This window comes from Enterococcus sp. DIV0008, assembly GCF_050542615.1.
In the GTDB taxonomy this organism is placed as follows: domain Bacteria; phylum Bacillota; class Bacilli; order Lactobacillales; family Enterococcaceae; genus Enterococcus_D; species Enterococcus_D innesii.
This window is the reverse complement of the sequence record NZ_CP172937.1, coordinates 2,816,974-2,839,158: the sequence shown is the minus strand read 5'-3', so window position 1 is coordinate 2,839,158 and position 22,185 is coordinate 2,816,974. Positions and strand designations below refer to the sequence as shown.

General features: G+C 41.3%; 21 protein-coding genes and 1 other annotated feature. Of the genes, 15 read left to right on the top strand and 6 right to left on the bottom strand.

Annotated elements, in window-relative coordinates; all coding sequences use genetic code 11:
- Positions 1-40: 40 nt before the first annotated feature.
- Both IGI84_RS13305 and celB read left to right on the top strand, forming a co-directional pair.
- On the top strand, positions 41-1,441 hold the full coding sequence (locus IGI84_RS13305) for a glycoside hydrolase family 1 protein (RefSeq protein ID WP_220426478.1): 1,401 nt from the start codon (positions 41-43) through the stop codon (positions 1,439-1,441).
- 2 nt (positions 1,442-1,443) lie between these two features.
- Complete coding sequence (gene celB, locus IGI84_RS13300) at positions 1,444-2,784, top strand: PTS cellobiose transporter subunit IIC (protein ID WP_216682462.1); 1,341 nt, start codon at positions 1,444-1,446, stop codon at positions 2,782-2,784.
- An 84-nt stretch (positions 2,785-2,868) separates the two neighbouring features.
- On the opposite strand, the gene IGI84_RS13295 is transcribed toward celB, so the two are convergent.
- The 5 genes from IGI84_RS13295 to mvk form a co-directional block, all read right to left on the bottom strand.
- Positions 2,869-4,791, bottom strand: coding sequence for a heavy metal translocating P-type ATPase (locus tag IGI84_RS13295; protein WP_220426477.1), 1,923 nt, complete (start codon positions 4,789-4,791; stop codon positions 2,869-2,871).
- A gap of 294 nt (positions 4,792-5,085) precedes the next feature.
- The gene (fni, locus tag IGI84_RS13290; protein ID WP_194195203.1) at positions 5,086-6,126 is read right to left on the bottom strand and encodes a type 2 isopentenyl-diphosphate Delta-isomerase; all 1,041 of its coding nucleotides are present in this window, start codon (positions 6,124-6,126) and stop codon (positions 5,086-5,088) included.
- Positions 6,123-7,205: a phosphomevalonate kinase gene (locus IGI84_RS13285; protein WP_220426476.1), complete on the bottom strand. Its 1,083-nt coding sequence runs from the start codon at positions 7,203-7,205 to the stop codon at positions 6,123-6,125. Before IGI84_RS13285 ends, fni begins: the two co-directional genes overlap by 4 nt.
- A 36-nt stretch (positions 7,206-7,241) precedes the next feature.
- Positions 7,242-8,240 (bottom strand): diphosphomevalonate decarboxylase, encoded by a 999-nt coding sequence (gene mvaD, locus IGI84_RS13280; protein ID WP_430600439.1) that lies wholly within the window; start codon positions 8,238-8,240, stop codon positions 7,242-7,244.
- Positions 8,233-9,165, bottom strand: coding sequence for a mevalonate kinase (gene mvk, locus IGI84_RS13275; RefSeq protein ID WP_192940721.1), 933 nt, complete (start codon positions 9,163-9,165; stop codon positions 8,233-8,235). Before mvk ends, mvaD begins: the two co-directional genes overlap by 8 nt.
- 305 nt (positions 9,166-9,470) lie before the next feature.
- On the opposite strand from mvk, the gene IGI84_RS13270 reads away from it, so the two are divergent.
- On the top strand, positions 9,471-10,115 hold the full coding sequence (locus IGI84_RS13270) for a deoxynucleoside kinase (RefSeq protein WP_008379503.1): 645 nt from the start codon (positions 9,471-9,473) through the stop codon (positions 10,113-10,115).
- Between the two features lie 90 nt (positions 10,116-10,205).
- Positions 10,206-11,111, top strand: a complete 906-nt coding sequence (locus IGI84_RS13265; RefSeq protein ID WP_081117743.1) for a magnesium transporter CorA family protein — start codon at positions 10,206-10,208, stop codon at positions 11,109-11,111.
- Here IGI84_RS13265 and IGI84_RS13260 read toward each other — a convergent pair.
- Positions 11,108-11,743: a pentapeptide repeat-containing protein gene (locus IGI84_RS13260; protein WP_220426474.1), complete on the bottom strand. Its 636-nt coding sequence runs from the start codon at positions 11,741-11,743 to the stop codon at positions 11,108-11,110. The two genes, IGI84_RS13265 and IGI84_RS13260, sit on opposite strands and share 4 nt — an antisense overlap.
- A 332-nt stretch (positions 11,744-12,075) precedes the next feature.
- On the opposite strand from IGI84_RS13260, the gene nox reads away from it, so the two are divergent.
- The 11 genes from nox to hxlB all read left to right on the top strand — a co-directional run bounded on the left by nox (position 12,076) and on the right by hxlB (position 22,064).
- The gene (gene nox / locus IGI84_RS13255) at positions 12,076-13,410 is read left to right on the top strand and encodes a H2O-forming NADH oxidase (RefSeq protein WP_081117741.1); all 1,335 of its coding nucleotides are present in this window, start codon (positions 12,076-12,078) and stop codon (positions 13,408-13,410) included.
- 100 nt (positions 13,411-13,510) lie between these two features.
- Positions 13,511-13,634 (top strand) — a sequence feature (ribosomal protein L20 leader region).
- A 47-nt stretch (positions 13,635-13,681) separates the two neighbouring features.
- Entirely contained in the window at positions 13,682-14,203 is a 522-nt protein-coding gene (infC, locus tag IGI84_RS13250; protein WP_005228103.1) for a translation initiation factor IF-3, read from the top strand.
- 60 nt (positions 14,204-14,263) lie between these two features.
- On the top strand, positions 14,264-14,464 hold the full coding sequence (gene rpmI, locus IGI84_RS13245; protein WP_003128650.1) for a 50S ribosomal protein L35: 201 nt from the start codon (positions 14,264-14,266) through the stop codon (positions 14,462-14,464).
- A gap of 63 nt (positions 14,465-14,527) precedes the next feature.
- Positions 14,528-14,887 carry a 50S ribosomal protein L20 gene (gene rplT / locus IGI84_RS13240; RefSeq protein WP_010749133.1) on the top strand — a complete coding sequence of 120 codons (360 nt, stop codon included), beginning with the start codon at positions 14,528-14,530 and terminating at the stop codon, positions 14,885-14,887.
- A gap of 610 nt (positions 14,888-15,497) precedes the next feature.
- A complete protein-coding gene (locus IGI84_RS13235) occupies positions 15,498-17,555 on the top strand; it encodes a BglG family transcription antiterminator (RefSeq protein ID WP_220426458.1) in 2,058 nt (685 codons plus the stop codon).
- A 196-nt stretch (positions 17,556-17,751) separates the two neighbouring features.
- Positions 17,752-18,219 carry a PTS sugar transporter subunit IIA gene (locus IGI84_RS13230; protein ID WP_201691621.1) on the top strand — a complete coding sequence of 156 codons (468 nt, stop codon included), beginning with the start codon at positions 17,752-17,754 and terminating at the stop codon, positions 18,217-18,219.
- Between the two features lie 15 nt (positions 18,220-18,234).
- Entirely contained in the window at positions 18,235-18,531 is a 297-nt protein-coding gene (locus tag IGI84_RS13225; protein ID WP_201691622.1) for a PTS sugar transporter subunit IIB, read from the top strand.
- 189 nt (positions 18,532-18,720) lie between these two features.
- Positions 18,721-19,971: a PTS transporter subunit IIC gene (locus tag IGI84_RS13220; protein ID WP_220426457.1), complete on the top strand. Its 1,251-nt coding sequence runs from the start codon at positions 18,721-18,723 to the stop codon at positions 19,969-19,971.
- Positions 19,972-20,012: 41 nt separating this feature from the next.
- Entirely contained in the window at positions 20,013-20,657 is a 645-nt protein-coding gene (gene rpe / locus IGI84_RS13215) for a ribulose-phosphate 3-epimerase (protein WP_201691624.1), read from the top strand.
- Between the two features lie 83 nt (positions 20,658-20,740).
- A complete protein-coding gene (locus tag IGI84_RS13210) occupies positions 20,741-21,493 on the top strand; it encodes an SDR family oxidoreductase (RefSeq protein WP_220426456.1) in 753 nt (250 codons plus the stop codon).
- Positions 21,494-21,509: 16 nt separating this feature from the next.
- A complete protein-coding gene (gene hxlB / locus IGI84_RS13205; protein WP_259280113.1) occupies positions 21,510-22,064 on the top strand; it encodes a 6-phospho-3-hexuloisomerase in 555 nt (184 codons plus the stop codon).
- The last annotated feature ends 121 nt before the right edge of the window (positions 22,065-22,185 follow it).

Sequence of the window (22,185 nt, the reverse complement as noted above, 5' to 3'; positions counted from 1 at the left end):
AAGATGTTAAACGCATCTTATTTAGGATAAGGAGTACGATATGAAACAAACATTTCCAACTGATTTTTTATGGGGAGCATCGATTTCCGCTCACCAAACCGAAGGGGCATATCAAACCGACGGCAAGGGGCTGAGTGTCCAAGATACTCGTCCAAGAGACAACCACAAGATCGCGGATTTTACTGTGGCTGTCGACCATTACCACCAGTACAAAGAGGATATCGCCTTGCTAGCAGAAATGGGGATCAAAATTTTCCGTTTTTCGATCGCTTGGTCGCGAATTTTTCCAGAAGGGCGCGGTACTATTAATCAAAAAGGATTGGATCATTACAGCGATGTCATTGATGAATTGCTGAAACACGGCATTCAGCCCTTTGTAACGTTGAACCATTTTGACTTGCCGCAAGCATTGGAAGACGAAGGCGGCTGGACAAAACGCAGCACCGTTGAGGCATTTGCCGCATACGCCAAAACGCTGTTTACAGCCTATGGGGATCGAGTGACGCACTGGCTGACGATCAATGAACCAAATATCATGCTGTTGGTGGATCAAAAAATATTAGGGAAAAAGATTCCATTATCAGAAAAATACCAGCAATTTCATCACCTGATGATTGCTGAAAAATATGCCTTCGAAGCGTGTCATGAAATCGTTCCGAATGGCAAAATCGGACCGGTGCCGAATATTTCGTTGGTCTATGCGGCAACTAGTCGGCCAGAAGACAATCAAGCAGCATTGTATTTCAACAGTGTCCGGAACTGGGCGTACCTTGATTTCGCCTGCTTCGGTCGTTACAATACGGTCTTTCAAGATTATTTGAACCAAAACGGCCTCACGATTGACTTTGGTCCGGAGGATGAGGCGTTGATGAAACGGGCTCTGCCTGACTTTGTCGCAATGAACTTCTACACCACGGTGACAGTGGAGCAGCCGACGGAAACTGGAGACATGAAAAACGGCATCAGTGATCAGCAAAGTGAAGACATTATGGAGCGTGGTTTTTACAAAGGGTTCACCAATACGTTCTTGAAGAAAAATGCCTTCAATTGGACCATCGATCCCTTAGGACTGAAAACGACGTTGCAAACACTTTATGATCGTTACCACTTGCCGATCATCATTACTGAAAACGGCTTAGGGGCCGAAGACCATCTAGAAGCAGATGGCACGGTTCATGATCCGTACCGTATCGATTATTTGTCGCAGCATATCAATCAATGCTTAGCCGCGATCAATGCTGGGGTGGATCTGATCGGATATAGCCCGTGGTCTGCCATTGATTTGATCAGTGTGCATGAAGGGATTCGAAAACGGTATGGTTTTATTTACGTAGATCGCAATGATGCAGAGGAAAAAGAACAAAAACGAGTGAGAAAAGACAGCTTTTATTGGTATCAAAAGCTGATTGAAGAAGGGGCGATCCCTTCGTTGGAGGAGTAACGATGACAAGTGTTTTTACCTTTTTAGAAACGCGTTTGATGCCGCCTTTGAATAAGTTGGCGAATTTACGCTTTATTCGCGCAATCATGCAAGCAGGGATCATTACGGTCCCTTTTACGATCGTCGGATCGATTTTTTTGATCATTAATAATTTACCACAAATCATTCCGCCACTGGCTAGCTTTTTCGAACAAACGATTTTACGATTTTCGCCGCTTTATAGTGTCGTAACTACCATGTCTGTCGGTTCGATTGCTGTTTTTTATTGTTTAGCAACAGGGTATTATTTAACTGAGATTTATCATAAAGAAGAGCATTTGACTATGAGCAGTTTTGTAGGAGCGTTATTAAGTTTGTTTGCCTTTTTAATGACGATCATTCAAGTCGATATCACAGATGGTACTGCACAATTGCTACAATCAGAAAGCGAAACCGCCATTGTTTACAATGGGGTCGCTTTAGGCGGTTGGATCACTCGCTTCAGTGGAGTAGGGATCTTCATCGGGATTATCACCGCAGTAATTGCTACGTCAGTCTATCGTTTTTGTGTAAAAAGAAAGATCACCATCCAGATGCCTGAAGGGGTTCCTGATGGAGTCAGCAAAGCATTTGCGTCATTGATCCCAGCGATTTTGATTGCCTTTTTGATGGTCGTGATCAATGGAGTACTGGCGGCTTTCCACACGGATCTTCACGGATTGCTATCCAAACCCTTTGAATTCGTGAAAGAGTTGACGGGTTCTTGGTTAGGAATCATCGTGATTATGCTTCTTATCCACCTCTTATGGGCAGTGGGGGTTCATGGGACGGCAGTTATTAAAAATAGTTTCATCAATCCCATCCTATTGGTGGCTCTAACGGAAAATATCGATGGTGCCAATAATATTTTTGCTGGGGATTTTGTGAACATGTATATTTTTATGGGCGGAGCAGGAAGTACGCTTGGATTGGTTTTATTGATGCTGTTTGTGGCAAAATCACAACAGCTCAAAGTCTTAGGAAAAGCAGCAATCTTACCGGGGCTTTTTAACATCAATGAACCAGTGATCTTCGGGGCACCGATCGTCTACAATCCGTATTTGATCATCCCCTTTGTCGTAACCCCTTTGATCAACGTGACGATTGCTTACTTTGCTAGCTCGTTTGGCTTTGTCGATAAAGTCATTACGGGAATTCCCTGGATTTCACCAGTCGGAATTGGGGCGTTTTTAGGAACCGGCGGTGATTTCCGAGCCATCCTGATCGCTTTGATCAACTTAGGGGTTTCCATTCTCTGCTATTATCCATTCTTTAAGATGTACGATGGCAAACTCTACACGGAGCAACTTGCCAATCAAGTATAAGTAGAAAAAATACAGTAAAAACGCCCATTGTTGGACTTCTAGTGAAGTGCCAACAATGGGCGTCTTTGCTAGTGCAAATAGTGGTCACGTATGCAAAGACTGTTGATACAAGACACAATCATCGCAATCTTTGTGGGTTGGTTTGGCTTGCTGGGGTGTTTCTTTGTGTAATGGCAAAAGCATACGCAACCCGTTTAAGATAACTAAGATCGTGCTTCCTTCATGACCCACGACCCCTAGAGGCAGCGTGAGAAATTCAAGGAAGTTTGAAGCGATCAGCAACAAGATGACACTGATAGAAAAGACGATGTTTTGTTTGATGATCCGCTGTAATTTCTTAGCCAAACGGTGACTGTCGACCAAACGCAGCAAATCATTTTTCATCAAGACGATGTCCGCCACATCCATTGCGACATCTGTTCCTTCGCCCATCGCGATCCCTACACTTGCGGTCGCTAAGGCTGGAGCATCATTGATCCCATCACCGACCATAGCATTGATTTGGTAGGTTTCTTTCATTTCTTTGATACGAGTGGTTTTCTCATCAGGCAGGCAATCACTTTCGTAGTCAGACAAGCCGATTTCTGCGGCGATCACTTTGGCAGTACCTAAATGATCACCCGTCAGCATCGTCGTGTGAATTCCTTGCTTATTGAAGTAGGCAAGACTTTCACGAGCTTCAGGACGGGGCTGATCCAATAGCGCTAAATATCCTGCTAATACACGGTCACGATTGATATAAATCAAGGTTTTTCCAGCTGCTTTCAATTCTTGGATGCGGGTTTGCTCACTGGCAGCAACAGAGGCTAGATCGACTTCTTTTCCAATCGTCCAATGGGCAGCTTGGTAAGTAGTAGCTAGACCGACCCCCGCTTGTTCTTCCACTGCTAATTCTAATGGTTTTTCATCATGAAAATACGCTAGAATCGCTTCAGCCAATGGGTGATTTGATTGTTTTTCCATCCCGACGATCAGTTGGGGGATAAAGGGTTCATCTAGCAACAGATGAACATCAGTGACAGCAGGTTTGCCGCGAGTCAGCGTCCCCGTTTTGTCAAAAGCGATCGCTTTGACATTGGCAAAGGCATCCAAGGCTTGTCCGCCTTTGCATAAGACGCCCAAACGAGCAGCGTGAGAAATGGCTGCTAACGTCGCAGGAGTAGCAGAGGCAACTAAGGCACAAGGAGATGCCACCACCAGTAAGACCATGCCACGATAAAAACTTTCTTGGAACCCCCAATTCGTGAAAAACGTACACAAAACGATCATTAGTGGGACGGCGATCAAGACGATCGGCACATAGATCCGTTCGATTTTTTCAATCAGGGTCGCCGTTTGACTTGGCATTTGCTGTGCTTCTTCCACCAATTGAATGATTTTTGCAAAGCGGGTGTTTTCACTCGTTTGAGTAACTTCAATGTACAATGGCTGTCCGAGGTTGATGGTTCCGCCAAAGACTTCACTGCCTAAACGTTTCTCGACAGGAATGGATTCGCCACTGATAGCCGCCTCATCGACGCTGCTGTTTCCTTGGATTACGATACCGTCGATCGGGATCGCACTGCCTTTTGCCACCATAATCGTATCTTTTAACTGAAGAGCTTCGACTGGTACTTCGACGAGCTCCCCAGATTCAATCATTTTTAAGGCAGTCGTTGGTTGCAGTGCCATTAATGAACTAATTTCTCGCGTACTTTTGTTGGTCGTATATTCCTCAAGGGCACCGCTCAAACAAAAGATAAAGGTCAGCATCGCCCCTTCAAACCAATGACCAATGATACAGGCACCAATGGCGGCTAACGCCATCAGTAAATCGACGTTCAACCGTTTGTCGTGCACCAATTCTTGCGTGCCTTCCCAGGTTTGTTTCCAACCCCCGGCAAGAATCGCTAACAGATAAGGGACAAAGCTATAAGGAATGGAAAAAGATGCCATAAGAAAGCCAGTTGCCATCAATAGCAAACAAGCGATCGTTGAAAAAACAGCCGACGATTCTGATTTACTCATAAGAAACGCCTCCTTTTGAATGTAGTCTAGGAATGAAAAACCGATCCTTTTCTCAAGAAACAATCGATTATTCCTCTCTCAACTTGAGCATAGCACATTCGAAACCAAGATGGTAAAAAAACAACGTACCTGATAATGAAAGTGATTATCAAGTAGCGATTAAATAACGTTTATGTCCGGATTACAAATGGAGAATCTGTTATTATAGAAAAATAAACACAAAAAAAGCAGTACAATAAAAAACGAATTGTACTACTTTTGCTTGTTCGATGTGGTAGTCAGCGACTGGAGCGCTTAACGCAAACTATACTTTGCTAAGGGAATTTGACGTGCTTCACACCACTCTTTGACAGCACCAGAAAAAATCAGCTGAACCTTGGTAAGGTCTTTGGTGCTTGTCTGTCCTGCCATTGTGTAGAGCAGCTGCAGCTGTTCCTTCCATGATTGTAAGGTGGCGATGGTTTCTTCTTTGCCTTTTGACAAAAGCAGCACGAGGATCGTGGCGGATAGTCCTACGCTATCGGCACCAAGGCAAAGTGCTTTGAAGATATCGTAAGCATCCCGAACTCCGCCTGAAGCGATGCGGGTAAAGGGCTGTTGGATCTCATTTGCTTCCAGCAAGGAAATCACGGTGGATTGACCAAAGGTGTCTAAATACGCCAATTCACGTTTTTTTCGACGAGCATTTTCGATTTGAGTAAAACTTGTGCCGCCGCTGCCAGCAACATCAATCGTTTGTACGCCAATCGCCAGTAACTGCTGGATCGTTTCACGGGACATCCCAAAGCCGACCTCTTTGACGACAACAGGAACGGCAACGGAAGCAATCGTTTTTTCCAATAAGGACAGCCATTGGCTAAATTGACGATCACCTTCGGGCATCACTAATTCTTGCGGTGCATTAAGATGGATCTGCAAGGCATCGGCACCAAACAATTCCACTGCCCGTTGTGCATTTTCAACGGGACTGCCCGCACCAATATTGGCTAATAAGAAGCCGTCAGGATTGGCTTTACGGACGATGCGGAAAGAGTCGGCGACACTTGGGTCTTTTAAGGCAGCCGAAACAGAGCCGGTTGCCATCATCAACTCACAGGCTTGTGCGATCTCTGCTAACTCTTGGTTGATTTTTAAGGTTTTTTCACTGCCGCCCGTCATGGCATTGATGAAAAAAGGGCTGGAAAATGAGCGATCAAAGACAGTTGTCGCAATCGACACATCAGCCACATCAATTTGTGGAAATGATTGGTGGACCAAGCGAACTGCATCAAAATCATTGCTGTGTTCTTTATGGAACGCTTTTGCTAAGGAAACATGTTCATCTTTTCGATTCATGATAGGTCCTCCCGGTAATGGTAAACATGCAGCGGCAATGGGGTGATCTCGGCTTTTTCCCACGCACTCATCAATGGTAAAATACCGGTTTTCTGGTCAACGATCACGATGCCGCAATCGCCGCCGCCGGCACCAGAAGATTTGGCTGCGCCACAATAATTTTCTGCTAGATCACAAAGCTTTTTAAGTGCGGGGGTTTCAATCGGTACACCAGTCAGTGCAGACAACTCCCGCAGCAGCTTTCGATTTTCCGTGATCATTTTTTTGATCGTGCGACTGTCTTCATTTAAGAAGCCGTCGATCAATCGATTGACGCAGTCTTTGCTGGCAGCTAAAAAGGCAGCATAGGCGTTTTCTTTTTCTTCTTTGGATTGATAGACTTGATCCACTAAATCAGAAGTAGAGGCAGGAGAGCCTGTCCAACCAATCAGCAGTCGAAGCGATTTCGGAACAGTCAAGGGACGGATCGATAATCCTGGCCAATCGAAAGCGATCAATTCAGTTAAGGTATGTTCTTTTTGTTTGGCTAAGACCCAATCGTGGTCGAAGGTTGAAAAAGCGATCCAGCCGCCATAACAAGAGGCTGCAATATCACCACACGACCCATTGCCTTGAACAGCGAGATGAGCAAGAGCCGCAATTTTGAATTGGGTCAACCGATCCATTTCCATTTGATAGTACAGATTCAATGCTTTGACCGTGGCAACAGTCACGGCGCCGCTGGAACCAAGGCCATATTTGCGGCCGTTCGAGTTATCCAGTTCACTGGTCACTTTTAAATCGTAAAAGGAAAGGGGGATGCCTTTTTCTTGGGCATATTTTTCCGCCAGACGAATGGCTGCCAAAATATAGTGGAAAGGATTATCCCGATGGTCTAAGACTAATTCGCCTTTGCGACGCGTCCAGCGAATCGGCAGGTCGCTGTATTGGGCAGACTGGATGCTGCCGTTTTTACGGGCCTCTTCCACAGTGACCGTAATAAATTGGTCAACGGCAACGATGATTGCAGGATGACCAGGTTCGACAACGGCGTATTCACCAGCAATAAATAGTTTTCCAGGAACGGATAGTTCAATCATTTCGACACTCCTAATCGATGGCTTCTTAATGGCTTCTTAGTTGATGGCGGAAGATTCTTCCACCGGTAAAAAGGCTAATCCTTTACCCGCATGAGCAGTTACTAATTGTTCTGAGGCAAAGTGAGCACTTAATTCACGTAAAATCGTTTGTTCTTCTTGTTTTTGGCATAAAACTTTGACATTGGGACCAGCATCCATCGTGAAATAGCAAGCCAATCCTTTTTTTCGCAGCATTCGGACACATTCCATAGCTCGTAAAGATTCAGAAGACCAATAAGTAAAAGGTGGTTCGGCGGCTAAGGTCGTTCCATGCATTTTCAAGGCGTTGGCCTCGGTCGTTTCACCTAAAGAAGTAAAGTCTTTCTCGGCAATCGCTTGTTTCATTTTCACGAGATCGGTCGCAGTGGCAGTAAGCCAACCCGGATAAAAGCTCGAGGTTTCAACGGTTCGGCGCATCCCCTCACGACTGGAAACTTCTTTGGCTTGTGCGTTGATTAAAATAAAGATCATACTCAATTCTTCTTCCCAGCCATTCGACGGCACTTGGGTGGCAAAAGAAGTCTCATCGGTGCCTTGATGCCATTCAGCAAAGCCGCCGTAGATACTCCGACAAGCCGAACCAGAACCGCGACGGGCCAAACGTGATAATTCTTGCTCCGAAAAGTTTAAGTCCAGTGCTTCACTACAGGCACCCGCCAATGCCGCTAATCCACTGGCAGAAGAGGCAAGTCCGGCAGCGGTTGGGACGAAGTTTTGACTTTCCACCGTGGCATACCACGGGCAGTCCGCTTTTTTTCGTACCAGATCCAAAAAGTCCGTAACTTTTTTGGTGGCAGCGTCTGTTTGCACCACGCCATCCAGCGTAAAGCGATCCTGCGTAAAATCGGGTGAAAAAGCCACCGTTGTTTCTGTGTAAAAGGCATCGAGGGTCAGGGACAAACTATTGTTCATCGGTAAAATGAAGGTTTCATCTTGTTTTCCCCAATACTTGATCAATGCGATATTCGTGTAGGCGCGAGCCCTTCCCTTATACATGTTCATAAACTCCTAATCCTTGTATCCATGCCGCACGAGCGCCATCGGACAATAAAATACGGCTGATATTCTCAGCCTGTTCCTTCGTTTTGGTTAGTGCGATCATACAGCCGCCCCGGCCCCCGCCGGTCAGCTTTGCCCCGTAAGCCCCGTGTGCCAACGCTAAGGAAACCAACTGATCCAGTTGCTGATTGCTGACCCCTAGCTGCTGCAGGGCCTGATGGGCGTTGTTCATGCTTTCACCCAATGCTTCTAATTGATTGGCTATGATGGCCTCTTTAGCTTTTTTGGTTTCGATCCCTAAACGCTGGATTGCTTGACTAGCCAGCTGCTTGCTGGTTTCAAAAAGATGGGCGACACTTTTGACTGCTTCTCTCGTTTGCCCTTTGATGCCAGTATCAGCGACGAGCAAATAACCGTCGATCGTGAGGGGAAATGAAGTGATGGGATGTCCTTTGATAAAGTAAATGGCATCTGTCCCACTGGCTGCCGCAGCATCGATCCCGCTAGGATTGCCGTGAGCGATTTTTTCAGAAAAGTTGACATAGGTCATCAATTCTTCTTTTGTAAAGTCTTTTTTGATCCAATCAAAAAAAGCGCGAGTCAGTGCAACAGCGACCGCCGCGCTAGAACCCATTCCCCGTTCAGAAGGGATGGTGCTGACGATGGAGGTTGCAAAAGGACCCGTGTGGAAATCTTGTTGCAGACGATGCAGCAAGTCTTTGACATTTTTTAAGTGGCTGGGGACTTCTTCAAGCAGACCGTGATAGTAACTTGAAATCAAGGTGTTTGTTTCATTTGCTGTGATCTCGACTTGTACTTTTGCTCCCGCAAAAGGGAAAGCAATTGCTGGTTCACCGTAAACAACTGAATGTTCACCCATTAAGATGATTTTTCCTGTAGCTATGCCAGTACCAATTGACATTATTTTCCTCATTTCTCTAGGGAGCTTACCCCACATGATTCATTTATCGTTTGTCAGTCAATTGTAACTATCTCCTGACGAAAACACAATTTAATTAAAGATCCTTTCCTATTTTACTAGAAGAAGGCTCTTTCGTTAAGCATTCCGTATGAGATTTCAAAAAAAAGCAAAAATCTTTAAACTTTTATTGAAAAAAATCTTGATCTGTGCTTCGAAAGTTTCAGTTGACGGCACAAGATATAGTATTGTATAGTTGGTATCGCAAAGGCAACATACAATATTTAGTGATGAGTGAGTTGGGGGATATGAGCGTGATCGTATTAGCAGGAACGATTGGTGCCGGTAAATCAAGTTTGACCGCATTGATCGCCAATCATTTTGGCAGTCAAGCCTTTTATGAATCGATCGATGACAATGAAGTGTTACCATTATTTTATGCAGATCCAAATAAATATGCGTTTTTACTGCAAATCTATTTCTTAAATAAACGATTTGAAAGTATCAAGCAAGCCATGAAAGATGACAATAACGTCTTGGACCGTTCCATTTATGAGGATTCACTATTGTTCCATTTAAATGCGGACCTTGGGCGAGCAACCGATACCGAAGTCAAAGTCTATGATGAATTGTTAGCCAATATGTTAGAAGAGCTGCCGTATGCAGCCCACAAAAAGCATCCAGATCTCTTGGTGCATATTCGCGTTTCTTTTGAAACGATGCTGGAGCGTATTGAAAAACGCGGACGGGAATACGAACAATTGACCTTTGATCCTTCGTTATACGACTACTACAAAGAGTTGAACAAACGCTATGATCAGTGGTACGAAGAATACAATGAGAGTCCAAAAATCCAGATCGATGGCGATCAATTCAATTTTGTCGAAGACCCACAAGCGGCACAGGCCGTTTTAACGATGGTGGAAGAGGCCTTGAAAGACGCCCGTAAATAAGTAATAGCCGATACAGCCAGGAAAGTCCTTTGATTGGGCTTCTGGCTGTTTTCTTTTATAATAGAAGAAAGCAAGAGTGGAGGATGGATTGTGGAAAACAAACATGTCTTTTATGACGGAAACTATGAATGGATTCAAGTCGACCAACAAGACGCAAAAAGCGTGATGGCACTGCAAAAACAATATCATTTGTCTGACGAGATGCTTACGTACTCTTTAGATAAAAATGAACGCGCACGGGTCGAATACGATGCCGAAGAAGAAGCACTGCTGCTGGTTTTCAATGTACCTCAGCAAGAAAAGCGTGACAATCATTTTGAGACCAGCCCGATGACGTTTATTTTAAAAAGGAAGCAACTCTTTACTTTTGCATCCCACAATACCCGTTATGTGATTCCAATGATGGAGCGCTTGATCCTGCAAAATCCGCTGCAAACGCCCATTCATTTTTTGTTTCAAAGCTTATTCTTGATTTCTGGCACGTTTTTTCCGCTAGTGGAAGAAGTCAATAGTGAGCGGATTCGCTTGAATCAGCGACTACGGGAAAAAACCACCAATAAAAACCTACTGCAAATGTCTGATTTGGAAGTTGGACTGGTTTTTTTAGTGTCTGCCACGAAACAAAATGCGGTCCTCTTGGAGCAAATCAAAGCATTGTCCATTTATCGTTTGATGGATGATGATGAGCGGGAACAACTGGATGATGCCTTGATCGAAGCCAAACAGGCAGTGGAAATGACCCAACTGGCATTCCAAATTTTGGAACAATTATCTGGTACCTACAATAATCTATTAAACAATAACTTGAATGATACCATGAAGTTTTTGACCGTTTGGTCCCTCTTATTGACTGTGCCTTCCATCGTCACCAGTTTCTTTGGCATGAATGTTCCGCTGCCTTTTACCAATAGTATTTTCGGTTGGGGCATTGCCTTGCTGATTAGTTTAGTATTATCCGTCTGGATGTTGATTGCTTTATGGCGCAGAATTCGTTAGTCGATCACCAAACCTAGACCGGCGGCAATGACCAAGGCTTGTTCTTGATCGACTGTTAGTCCCCGCAATTGTTCAATGGACAACGCGATCTTTTGAAATTGATTGGTCCGAAAATCTAAAGTTGCTAATTTTGTGTGAAACCAGTTGCTATTGTTCAACTGGTTTTCTTGTAGCGTCAAGTGCTTCCAATCCATCTCATAAAACTCACTGTCGTTTAGTTGGCACTGACGAAACAGTATCGTCCGCAAATTGGTATTGCTAAAAGAAGCAAAATTCGCCACGCAATCTTCAAAGGTACAGTCACGGAAATAGCTTTCCGCAAAATTCGTACCAGTCAATTTACACTGTTTAAAGTGAACGCGATGAAAGCTGGCGCCAAAACATTCCAGATTAGAAAAATCGCAGTTCTCAAAGAGAACGTTTTGGCATTCCCATTGACTCAAGCGTGTTTTTTGCATCGTCACTTTCTTGAAATGACATTGCTTCAAGATGAGGTTTTTGCAAGCATCATAGCTATAGTCACCGCCTTCGAAGAAAGCACCTTCGAAAAGCAGTTCTTCTTCTAAATAAAAATCCTGTGGCTCTAATGCCGACAATAAGGGCGGTACTGGCAATACGATTTTTTTCTTCATCAAGATCCCATCCTGTATGTTTTTCTCTCAGTATAACACGGCGAATCGATGCCGCGATAGTTACGAAAAAGCGGTGGGGCATTGTGAAATTTATTCAATCGGTTTGCAGAATGCTTTTATAACAAGGAAAACCTTTGATTTTGAATACATATTTTTTCACAATCTTTTTGCTTGCAAGACGAAAATAATTTTGATATAGAAACTTAACCCGCTGAAAGTGACGTATATCAACGAAAAACTGTCACAAATTTTTAAAATCGCGAAAAAGTTGATAGTTTTCAAATTCACAAGCGAGCTATAATGACAATGTAAACAAAAGGAGGAAATTTTCCATGACAAAAACAGTTATTATCGGTGCAAACCACGCGGGGATTGCTGCTGCCAATACACTATTAGATAACTATAAAGACCAAGAGGTCGTAATGATCGACCGTAATACAAACTTAAGCTACCTAGGTTGTGGGACTGCTTTATGGGTTGGACGTCAAATCGATTCATACGAAGGCTTGTTCTATACAAAACGTGAAGATTTTGAAGCAAAAGGTGCAAAAATCCATATGGAAACTGTGGTTGACCATATCGATTTTGAGAAAAAAGAAGTACACGCTGTGACCAGTGAGGGTGAAACGATCGTTGAATCTTATGACAAAGTTGTCATCGCAACTGGTTCTGTTCCGATCTCACCCAAAGTACCTGGACGTGACTTGAAAAACATCCATTTCTTGAAAAAATTCCAAGACGGACAAACGGTTGATAAAGAGTTAGCCTCAGAAGACGTGAAAAACGTTGCCGTTATCGGTGCTGGTTACATCGGTGTTGAAATTGCTGAAGCAGCAAAACGCCGTGGTAAAAATGTGTTGCTTTTTGATGCAGCGACACGGGCATTGCCAAACTACTACGACAAATGGTTCACAGAAGATATGGACAAAAACTTAGCTGACAATGGCATTGAATTGCATTTCGGTGAATTAGCACGTGAATACAAAGGAACAGAGAAAGTAGAAGCAGTTGTAACAGACAACGGCGAATACCCAGTTGATCTAGTGATCAATGCGATCGGTTTCTTACCAAACAACGAGCTAGGCAAAGATCATTTGGAATTGTTTGCTAACGGCGCGTACTTAGTGGACCGCCATCAACGGACAAGCGATGCAGATGTTTACGCAGTCGGTGACTGTGCAACTGTGTACTCAAATGCTTTGCAACAAACAACGTATATCGCATTAGCAACGAATGCCGTACGTTCAGGGATCGTCGCTGCCCATAATATCGGCGGAACGTCTCTAGAATCAACGGGTGTTCAAGGATCAAACGGGATTTCGATCTTCGGCTACAACATGGTTTCAACTGGCTTGTCAGTCGAAGCTGCCGAACGTAATGGCATGAAAGTGAAATACTCTGATTACGAAGATACCCAAAAACCAGGCTTCATGAAAGAAAATGCGACAGTTAAGATCCGCATCGTCTATGAAGAAGAAACACGCCGCATCGTTGGTGCACAAATGGCGTCACGTACATCTGAAATCGCAATGGGCATCCACATGTTCTCACTAGCGATCGAAGAAGGCGTAACGATCGACAAGATGAAGCTATTAGATATCTTCTTCTTGCCTCACTTCAACCAACCATACAACTACATCACGATGGCTGCGTTGAAAGCAGAATAAGAAACACAAAAGTCGGAGCGTATGCTCCGGCTTTTTTTTTGAAACAATCATGAAAACTGTTGACAATAAGAGGGAAAAGCAGTATACTATAAAAGTTGAGAAATAAAAGCAGAAGCACCCGCTTCTCGCCTGAGTGAAGATATCGCTGGGCAGAATAGGATTCCTACCATTTATTTGTGTGGAGTACGTGCGGGTTCGTGAAGAACTCGTTTTTTTATTGTCTGATTTCGAATCGACAAGCTTTTCTTTCTCTCAAAAAACTCGGAGGTGAATGACCATAGCAAAGGATATGATGGTAAACGACGGCATTCGTGCACGTGAATTGCGTTTGATTGATCAAAACGGCGAACAACTTGGTGTAAAGAGTAAAGCTGAAGCATTGCAAATTGCAGAACGAGCAAACCTTGATGTGGTATTGGTGGCACCAAATGCTAAGCCGCCAGTAGCAAGAATTATGGATTACGGGAAATTCCGCTTTGAGCAACAGAAAAAAGACCGTGAAGCTCGTAAGAAACAAAAAGTAATCAACATTAAAGAGGTTCGTTTAAGTCCAACGATCGACGTCAATGATTTCAACACAAAATTGCGTAATGCACGTAAATTCCTTGAAAAAGGGGACAAAGTGAAAGCTTCGATCCGTTTCAAAGGCCGTGCCATTACCCATAAAGAAATTGGTCAGAAAGTGTTAGATCGTTTGGCGGAAGAAACTGCTGATTTGGCAACTGTTGAGCAAAAGCCAAAAATGGATGGCCGCAGTATGTTCTTAGTATTAGCACCAAAAAACGATAAATAATGACTCACTGAGTTTCAGTTTAAAGTCAGATAACGAAAGATTTTGAGGAGGAAATTAGTTATGCCAAAACAAAAAACACACCGTGGATTAGCAAAACGCGTAAAACGCACTGGCGGCGGCGGATTGAAACGCTTCCGTGCCTTTACCAGTCACCGTTTCCACGGCAAAACAAAAAAACAACGTCGTCAATTGCGTAAAGCTTCAATGGTTTCAGCTGGCGATTACAAACGTATCCGTCAACAACTAGCACGCATGAAATAATTGCGTAACCCAAGCTTCACGTATACAAACAATTATCGATTTTCATATTAGGAGGAATTATACATGGCACGTGTTAAAGGTGGAACAGTAACTCGTAAACGTCGTAAAAAAGTGCTTAAATTAGCAAAAGGTTACTACGGTTCTAAACACACTCTATTTAAAACAGCAAAAGAACAAGTAATGAATTCATACAACTACGCATACCGCGATCGTCGTCAAAAGAAACGCGACTTCCGCAAATTGTGGATCGCTCGTATCAACGCAGCGGCTCGTATGAATGGCTTAAGCTACTCAAAATTGATGCACGGCTTGAAATTAGCTGAAATCGACATCAACCGCAAAATGTTAGCTGACTTGGCTGTAAACGATGCAGCAGCATTTACTGCATTAGCTGACCAAGCAAAAGACGCTTTAAACAAATAATCAGATAACGATTTATCTAATAATGCAAAGGCCGCTCATTCGAGCGGCTTTTTTGTCCTTTATCAATAATAAATGGTCGCTTGTTTTTATTTCAATCGGACCAAGGAATATTATCAGACTGTTGGTACCTCTTCCTGGATTGGGAGAAGTTAAAGCATATCCTAATTGTATTTGTAAAAATTTGAAGATGCCCCTTTAATAAGTAAAAAAAGTAAGTTATCTGATGGCCTCAAAAGAAAATCACACTTTCAAAAGCGCTGGAAAGTAAAATAACCGACCATTCATTCTCGTTCAGTGAGAAGTAGGCACTTAGTTGTATAGAAGCTTTGACAAGTTTTTTGTTGATAGAGCTGTGTTTCCATCGTTCTATCAATATTAGTACATTCCATATTAGTATTTTAGTCGTATATTGCATCAACTAGGTATAGAATTTTAGTGAAAAGCCATTTGAAAAGTAAAAACTCTCTCTTTCCGTATGCTATATTTTTTTTATTGAATCATTTGTTTTTGTTCATCACAATCACGCTCTTTTTTTTTACATTTTTTGAACTAAAAAAAATTGGTTATTCGGTTTGAAAGCGCTTATTATTTACTGAAGGAGGTCTGCAAAATGAGTAATCGTGATCAGGAAATACTTCGACAGCTGATAAAATATCGAAGTTTAAAGGAAGAAGATTTATTAGCTCAGTTTGAAATATCTTCAAGACAATTGGCTTATAGTGTAGAGGCAATTAATGAAAAGTTGCTTGAAAAAAAACTACCTATGATAGAAAGAAGAAATGGCTACTATTATGCAAAGAATGAAGTCGCTGATTATTTAACGATTCATCAATCGGTGCAGGATATTGTTTTCTCAAAAGAAGATCGGGTGTACTTACTACTGATAATGATTTTAACAAGAATTGAAGAACTATCGCTTGATCATCTCTGCATTGAACTTCAAATCAGTAAAAATACTGCCTTAACTGATATAAAAAAGGCGAAGGAATTACTGGGAAAGTACCATTTGAATATAGAATTTTCTCGAAAAAAAGGCTATGTGATTATTGGGGATGAATGGGATAAACGGATTATTCTGTTTCACTCGATCATTCGAATTTATAAAAATTATGGAGATCATGTTACCGTTCAATTGTTAGAAAGCTCGCAAAGATACATGGATCATGTTACCAATGATGTCTTGAAGATAGAGAAGTTTTTAGGTGTTAAGTATACGGATGAAGATTTTTATCCATTGATTTATTTTATTTCTTCCATATTTGTAAGAATTGAACGTGGACAACTAATCGACAGTTGTCGTATTGATGATCGGAAAGAAATCGAGAATACAAAGGAATATCAATCTCTTTCTTATATCACGACAGATTTTCCTGATTTACCAGAAGATGAAAAAGTCTTTATCTCTCTACAATTGTTAAGCTCAAACGTTAGAAACAAAAGAATGGTTTCAGAGAAGGATTTGCCTTTACTGGCTAATTCTTTATGGGAATTCTTGACTGAGTTTGAGATGAATACGCTGTTGGTCCTGTCTGATAAAAAAGATCTGTTAAAAAAATTACTGAATCATTTTAAACCGGCCTATTATCGTATAAAATACGATCTTTCTACAGGAAATGTTCTTTATGATAAAATTCGTTCTGAGTATAGTGTTTTACATGATTTTGTACGACAATCTATTTCACCTCTAGAAGCGTTCTTTCAAACCGAAATAGCGGATGAAGAGATCGCATATATTACCTTATTTGTAGGTGGTCACCTAATCAGTACAGAGCATAGTGACTTGGAAGACAAAATCATCAAGGCGGCTATCTTATGCCCAAATGGAATTTCCATGTCAAAATTGATTGAACAAAAGCTGAAAGAAATCTTCCCAGAATTTCTTTTTTATCCAACAAATTCCCTTCGAGAATACGAAAAATTTTTACTCCCACATGACATTGTTTTTTCTACAGTCCCTGTGAAATCGGATAAGAAAGTTTATGTCATTAACGAAATTTTAAATAGAAGCGATCAGTTGCAATTACGGCAAGATGTAATAAAAGATGTTTTTCAACTTGATTTTGATAGTATAAGATCTTCACAGATTGTGGATGTTTTGAAGCAATATGTCTCAGTTGATAAAAGTATTGAAACAAAGATTATTGAAGATCTAGATTCTTTATTGTTAATCGATCGCAAGTCTGGACAGGAAAACAAGAGCAATTCTAATAGTGAGATAGCTGACATTGTTTGCGAGAAGCATGTCTTGTTTGTAGAAGAGCAACTATCCTGGGAAAACATTCTTGAATTGGCCAGCCAAACGTTGATCAAGGATAATATTGTGACGGATGAATATACGAAGATGCTAAAGAAAGAATATAAGAATCAACCAGCATATATTATGCTTCGACAACGGGTCGTCCTGCCTCACTTAGATCCAATGCGAATGAAACAGAATCTAGGCGTGTGTATTTTAGTATTAAAGCATGGAATCATTTATCAAAGTGAGCGAGTCCATGTTGTCGTTTTATTGACGACACCTGATAAAACGAGTCATTTACCAATTCTTTATCAGATCAATCGTATTGCCAAAGATGCTGAATTCATTGATAGAATAGTTAAATATGGCGATGCCAAAAAGATAACTAAAGCAATACAAAACTTTTCAAGGGAACAAAACGAGGCTTAAAAGTACAATTCTTTTTAATCAGAATGACTTGAAAAGCGAGACAAATCCGATTGTCTTGCTTTTTCTATGTACATCACAATTGAGCCAGATTTATTTACACTTTTTGTGAAAAACAGAAATAGTAAATCTGATTGAAAGCGCTTATGATTTAGTCAAGGAATGAAACACTCACCAAAAAAGTAAAGGAGCTAAATTCATGTTAAATGATTATGTCAAAGAAGAACTAATTATTCTTAATTTAGATAGTGCAGATCGTACAGAATTATTTAAGCAGATGGCTAAAACTTTTAATGATAAAGGTTATGTCAAAGAAAAGTTTTACGACTTCATTGTTGAAAGAGAAGAAAACTATCCGACGGGATTAGATTTAGGAACACACACAGTTGCTATTCCCCATGGTGATCCAGAGTATATCAACCATTCATTTATTTCGGTAGTCACATTAAAACGACCAATTAAAATAAAAAAAATGGAAGATGCAGATGAAGAAATAGATGTTGATTTATTCTTTATTTTAGGGCTAAGTGATGGGACACAGCATTTACAAATCTTGAAACAAGTGATTGGCCTGATTCAACAAGAAGCATTTGTAAAAGCTATTCAGTCAGCAACGTCAGCAAAAGAAGTAATGGAGAAAATATCAGCAGTCGTTGCTGAAAAATAAGAGGAGGAAACAACGATGAAAAAAGTAAATGTTTTAGTAGCTTGTGGAAGTGGTATCGCAACGTCAACCGTAGCAGCAGATGAAGTGAAGGCTTTATGTAAAGAAAACAATATTCATATCAGTTTAAGCAAATGTAGCATGACGGAATTACCGTCCATGAGTCAAAATGCTGATATTGTCTTGACAACAAACAACTATAAGGGCGATCTTGATGTACCAGTGATGAGTATCATGGGATTTGTTACAGGGATTAATGAAGCCAAACTAAAAGCAAATCTGTTAGAAAAACTAAAAGAGATTCAAAACGCTTAAAAAGTATACCAGTTCCGCTTTGGTTTCGAGGCAAAAGCGGAATAGGCATACAATTCTGAAACTGACTTCATAATATCATATTCTACAAAAAATATTCTGGTTGAACATGAAGAAAATAAGAAAAATAGTTTATATAATATCAGATGCTTCAATTTTATGTTCGTTTATTACATTAAAAGGAGAATTGAAATGGATACATTAATTAATATCGTACAAACCATTACGGGTATGGGTGCTTCAGCAATCTTACCGATCATAATCACGATTTTAGGATTAGTCTTCCGAATGAAATTAGGTGATGCTGTAAAAGCTGGTTTAACAGTTGGCGTTGGGTTTATCGGACTAACTTTAGTTGTAGGATTGTTGAATACGTCATTAGATCCAGCAGTTGATTACTATTCAAAAATGGGTTCAGGATTTACGATCACGGATATTGGTTGGCCAGCTGTTGGGGCGGCATCGTGGATGGCACCTTTTGCCGGCTTGGCGATTCCTATCGGTTTAGTTATCAATTTAGTTCTTGTCCGTTTGAAGTTAACTAAAACATTAAATGTTGATATTTGGAATTATATGCATTTTCTAGTACCTGGTGCATTGGCTTACTTTATTTTTGATAACTTCTTTATTGGTCTTGGTGTAACAGTTGCTTTGTCAGTCTTAGCCTTGTTTGTTGGTGACTGGGTAGCACCAATGTGGCAGGAATACTACGGTTTAGAAGGCACGACTTGTACGACGATCATTCATACTGGCTGGACGTTGATCATTGCTTGGTTATTGAATAAGTTGATTGATTTTATTCCTGGTTTAAATAAATTGGATGTTAGCTTAGAAGGCGTAAATAAAAGGATCGGTGTGCTGGGAGAACCGGTGATCATTGGTACGATTGTGGGTGTTCTCTTAGGATTGCTGACGCGTCAAGGAATCACTGAAATCATTCCAATGGGGATGGGCGTTGCAGGTGTAATGGTTCTAATGCCACGAGTAGTAGGCGTGTTGATGGATGGTTTATCGCCAATTGGAAAAGCTGCGAAAGACTTTATGACGAAACAAATGGGTGAAGATGCTGATTTGAATATCGGGATGGACGTAGCACTAGGATTAGGCGACCCGACAACAACGACGACAACTGTTATTTCGATCCCCTTAGTAATGCTTTGTGCATTGGCTTTACCTGGGATCAAAACATTCCCAATCGGAATCTTGATGTCGATTATTTATATGTCCGTCATGACAGTTATGGCGAGCAAAGGAAACTTATTGCGATCGATTATTACAACAGTATTATTTTGTGTCATTGTTATGTACTTGGGAGGTTATGTCGCTCCGGGAGCAACTGAAATGCTGAATGGGGCAGGTGTTGGCCTGCAAGGTCAAGGAACTGACTTTGTATTGACAGGGCCTTGGAGTATCTTCACTTACTGGTTATCGACAATTTTTTAAAAAAATGTTCTAGATAAAAAAAGAAAGAGGCGTATATAAAAATGGCACAAATATTACCATCGATTTTTGGAGCAGATATCATGCATTTACAAGACGATATCCAGTTTTTAGAAGAAGAAAAGACAGAAATTTTACACGTAGACTTGATGGACGGCAATTTCGTTTCTAATATTGCGTTTGGCCCGAATCAGATCGCTGAAATGAAAAAGAATTCAAAAATGGTCTTCGATGTCCATATGATGGTTCAAAATCCTAAAGATCATATTGATGATGTGATTGCTACAGGGGCAGAAATGATCTCTGTTCACTACGAGTCAACACCACATATCCATTCGATTTTGCAAAAAATTCGTAAGGCTAGAAGAAAAGCCGGTGTAGTCATCAATCCTGGCACGCCAGAAGCTATTTTAGAATATTTGCTGGATGACATCGATTATATTTTGATCATGACCATCAATCCTGGACAACCAGGTCAAACATTCATTCGCAAAAGCCTAGAAAAAATTCGTCAGACAAAAGAGCTAATTGGTGATCGCAAGATTCAAATAGAGGTCGATGGTGGTGTAAACAAAGAAATTGCTAAAGAATGTGCCGAAGCTGGGGCAGAAATGATCGTAGTCGGTGGCGCACTATTCTCAGGAGATAAAAAAGCACAATATCAAGCGCTAAGAGAAGCGATTAAATAGCTGATTCTTGATGCGATTCCCACTTTTTGTTTTAAGTGGGAGTCGCTATCATCAACAAAAATAAGAAATGAGGAGAAAGATCAATGGGAAATTTTAAAGGAAAAGTTGCATTAATAACAGGAGCAGCACACGGAATTGGAAAAGGGATTGCCGAAAAATTTGCGGCCGCTGGAGCGAACACAGTGATCGTGGACTATAATCCAGAAACAGGGACGAAAACGGCTGAAGAAATTACTGAAAAATACGTTCAATCATTGTTTGTTCAAGCGGATGTCTCGAATCCGGATGCTTTGGTAGAAGCTCGTGAAAAAGTTTTCAAAGAATTTGGCCGAATTGATTTCTTAGTGTTAAATGCGGGTGTGGCTTTTGCCAATAAAATGAATGATATTTCTTTTGAAGAATGGAATAAAACGTTAAGTATCAATCTTACAGGGTTGTTTAATACAGTCAAAGCTTTCTACAATGATTTTTTGACAAACGAAGGGGCGATCGTCTACATAAGTTCAGGTTCTGCATTGAGCGGAACGGGTGGCGGTGTTTCCTATCCGGCCTCTAAAGCAGGAGGAGAAGGACTAATTCGTGGATTAGCAAAAGAATTAGGACCAAGAGGTGTCAATGTCAATGCGATCGCTCCACGTTTGATCGATACTGGTGAAATGATGCGAGTGAACTACCCAACGCAAGAAAGTTTAGATGCAGTTATTCAAAAAATTCCGGTTCGCCGTTTTGGTACGATCGAAGATGTTGCGAACTTAGCAATCTTTTTAGCTGATCCGGCGAATTCATATATCCAAGGACAAACGATTTTGATGGATGGCGGAAGAACGATCGCTTAGAGGAGAGAATAATCGAATGAAAAACTACACACTGGATATACTGAATGAGCTAACTCAAAATGTGAAGAAAATTGATCTCTCTGAAATTGAAAATTTTGTTCATCAAATCAAAGCCGCGAACCACATCTTTTTAAATGGTGCCGGCCGTTCGGGTATCGCGATTCAAGCTTTTGCAAATCGTTTAATGCACTTAGGGTTTTCTGTTAGCTTAGTTGGAGAAATCAGTTCACCCCATTCAAAACCAGAGGATTTATTAATCATCTGCTCTGGTTCTGGAGAAACTGGCAGCTTGAAGAGTTTGGCGGAAAAAGCCAAACAAAGCGGTGTTGACTTAGCATTGGTTACAATGAAGAAAGAGTCGACAATTGGGAAACTTGCCGATGCTGTATTAGTCTTGCCCGGAACGACGAAAGAAGAAAATGAACGCAGCGAAGATGATTTCGCTCAACCAATGGGTTCAGCTTTTGAGCAGCTAGCGTTTTTGATATTTGATGGCATGGTATTGAATTTAATGGAAGAAACTGGAGAAACATCAGAAAAAATGTTTGGTCGGCATGCGGATTTTGAATAGGTTGTTGAAGGGTGAATCTGTTTTTTTAAACAGTTTCACCTTTTATTTATAAAGAAAACTCAGAATTGTTATAGATTTTATGATAGCTAAAGAGTTGATTTTTTAAATTATACTGCAGAGA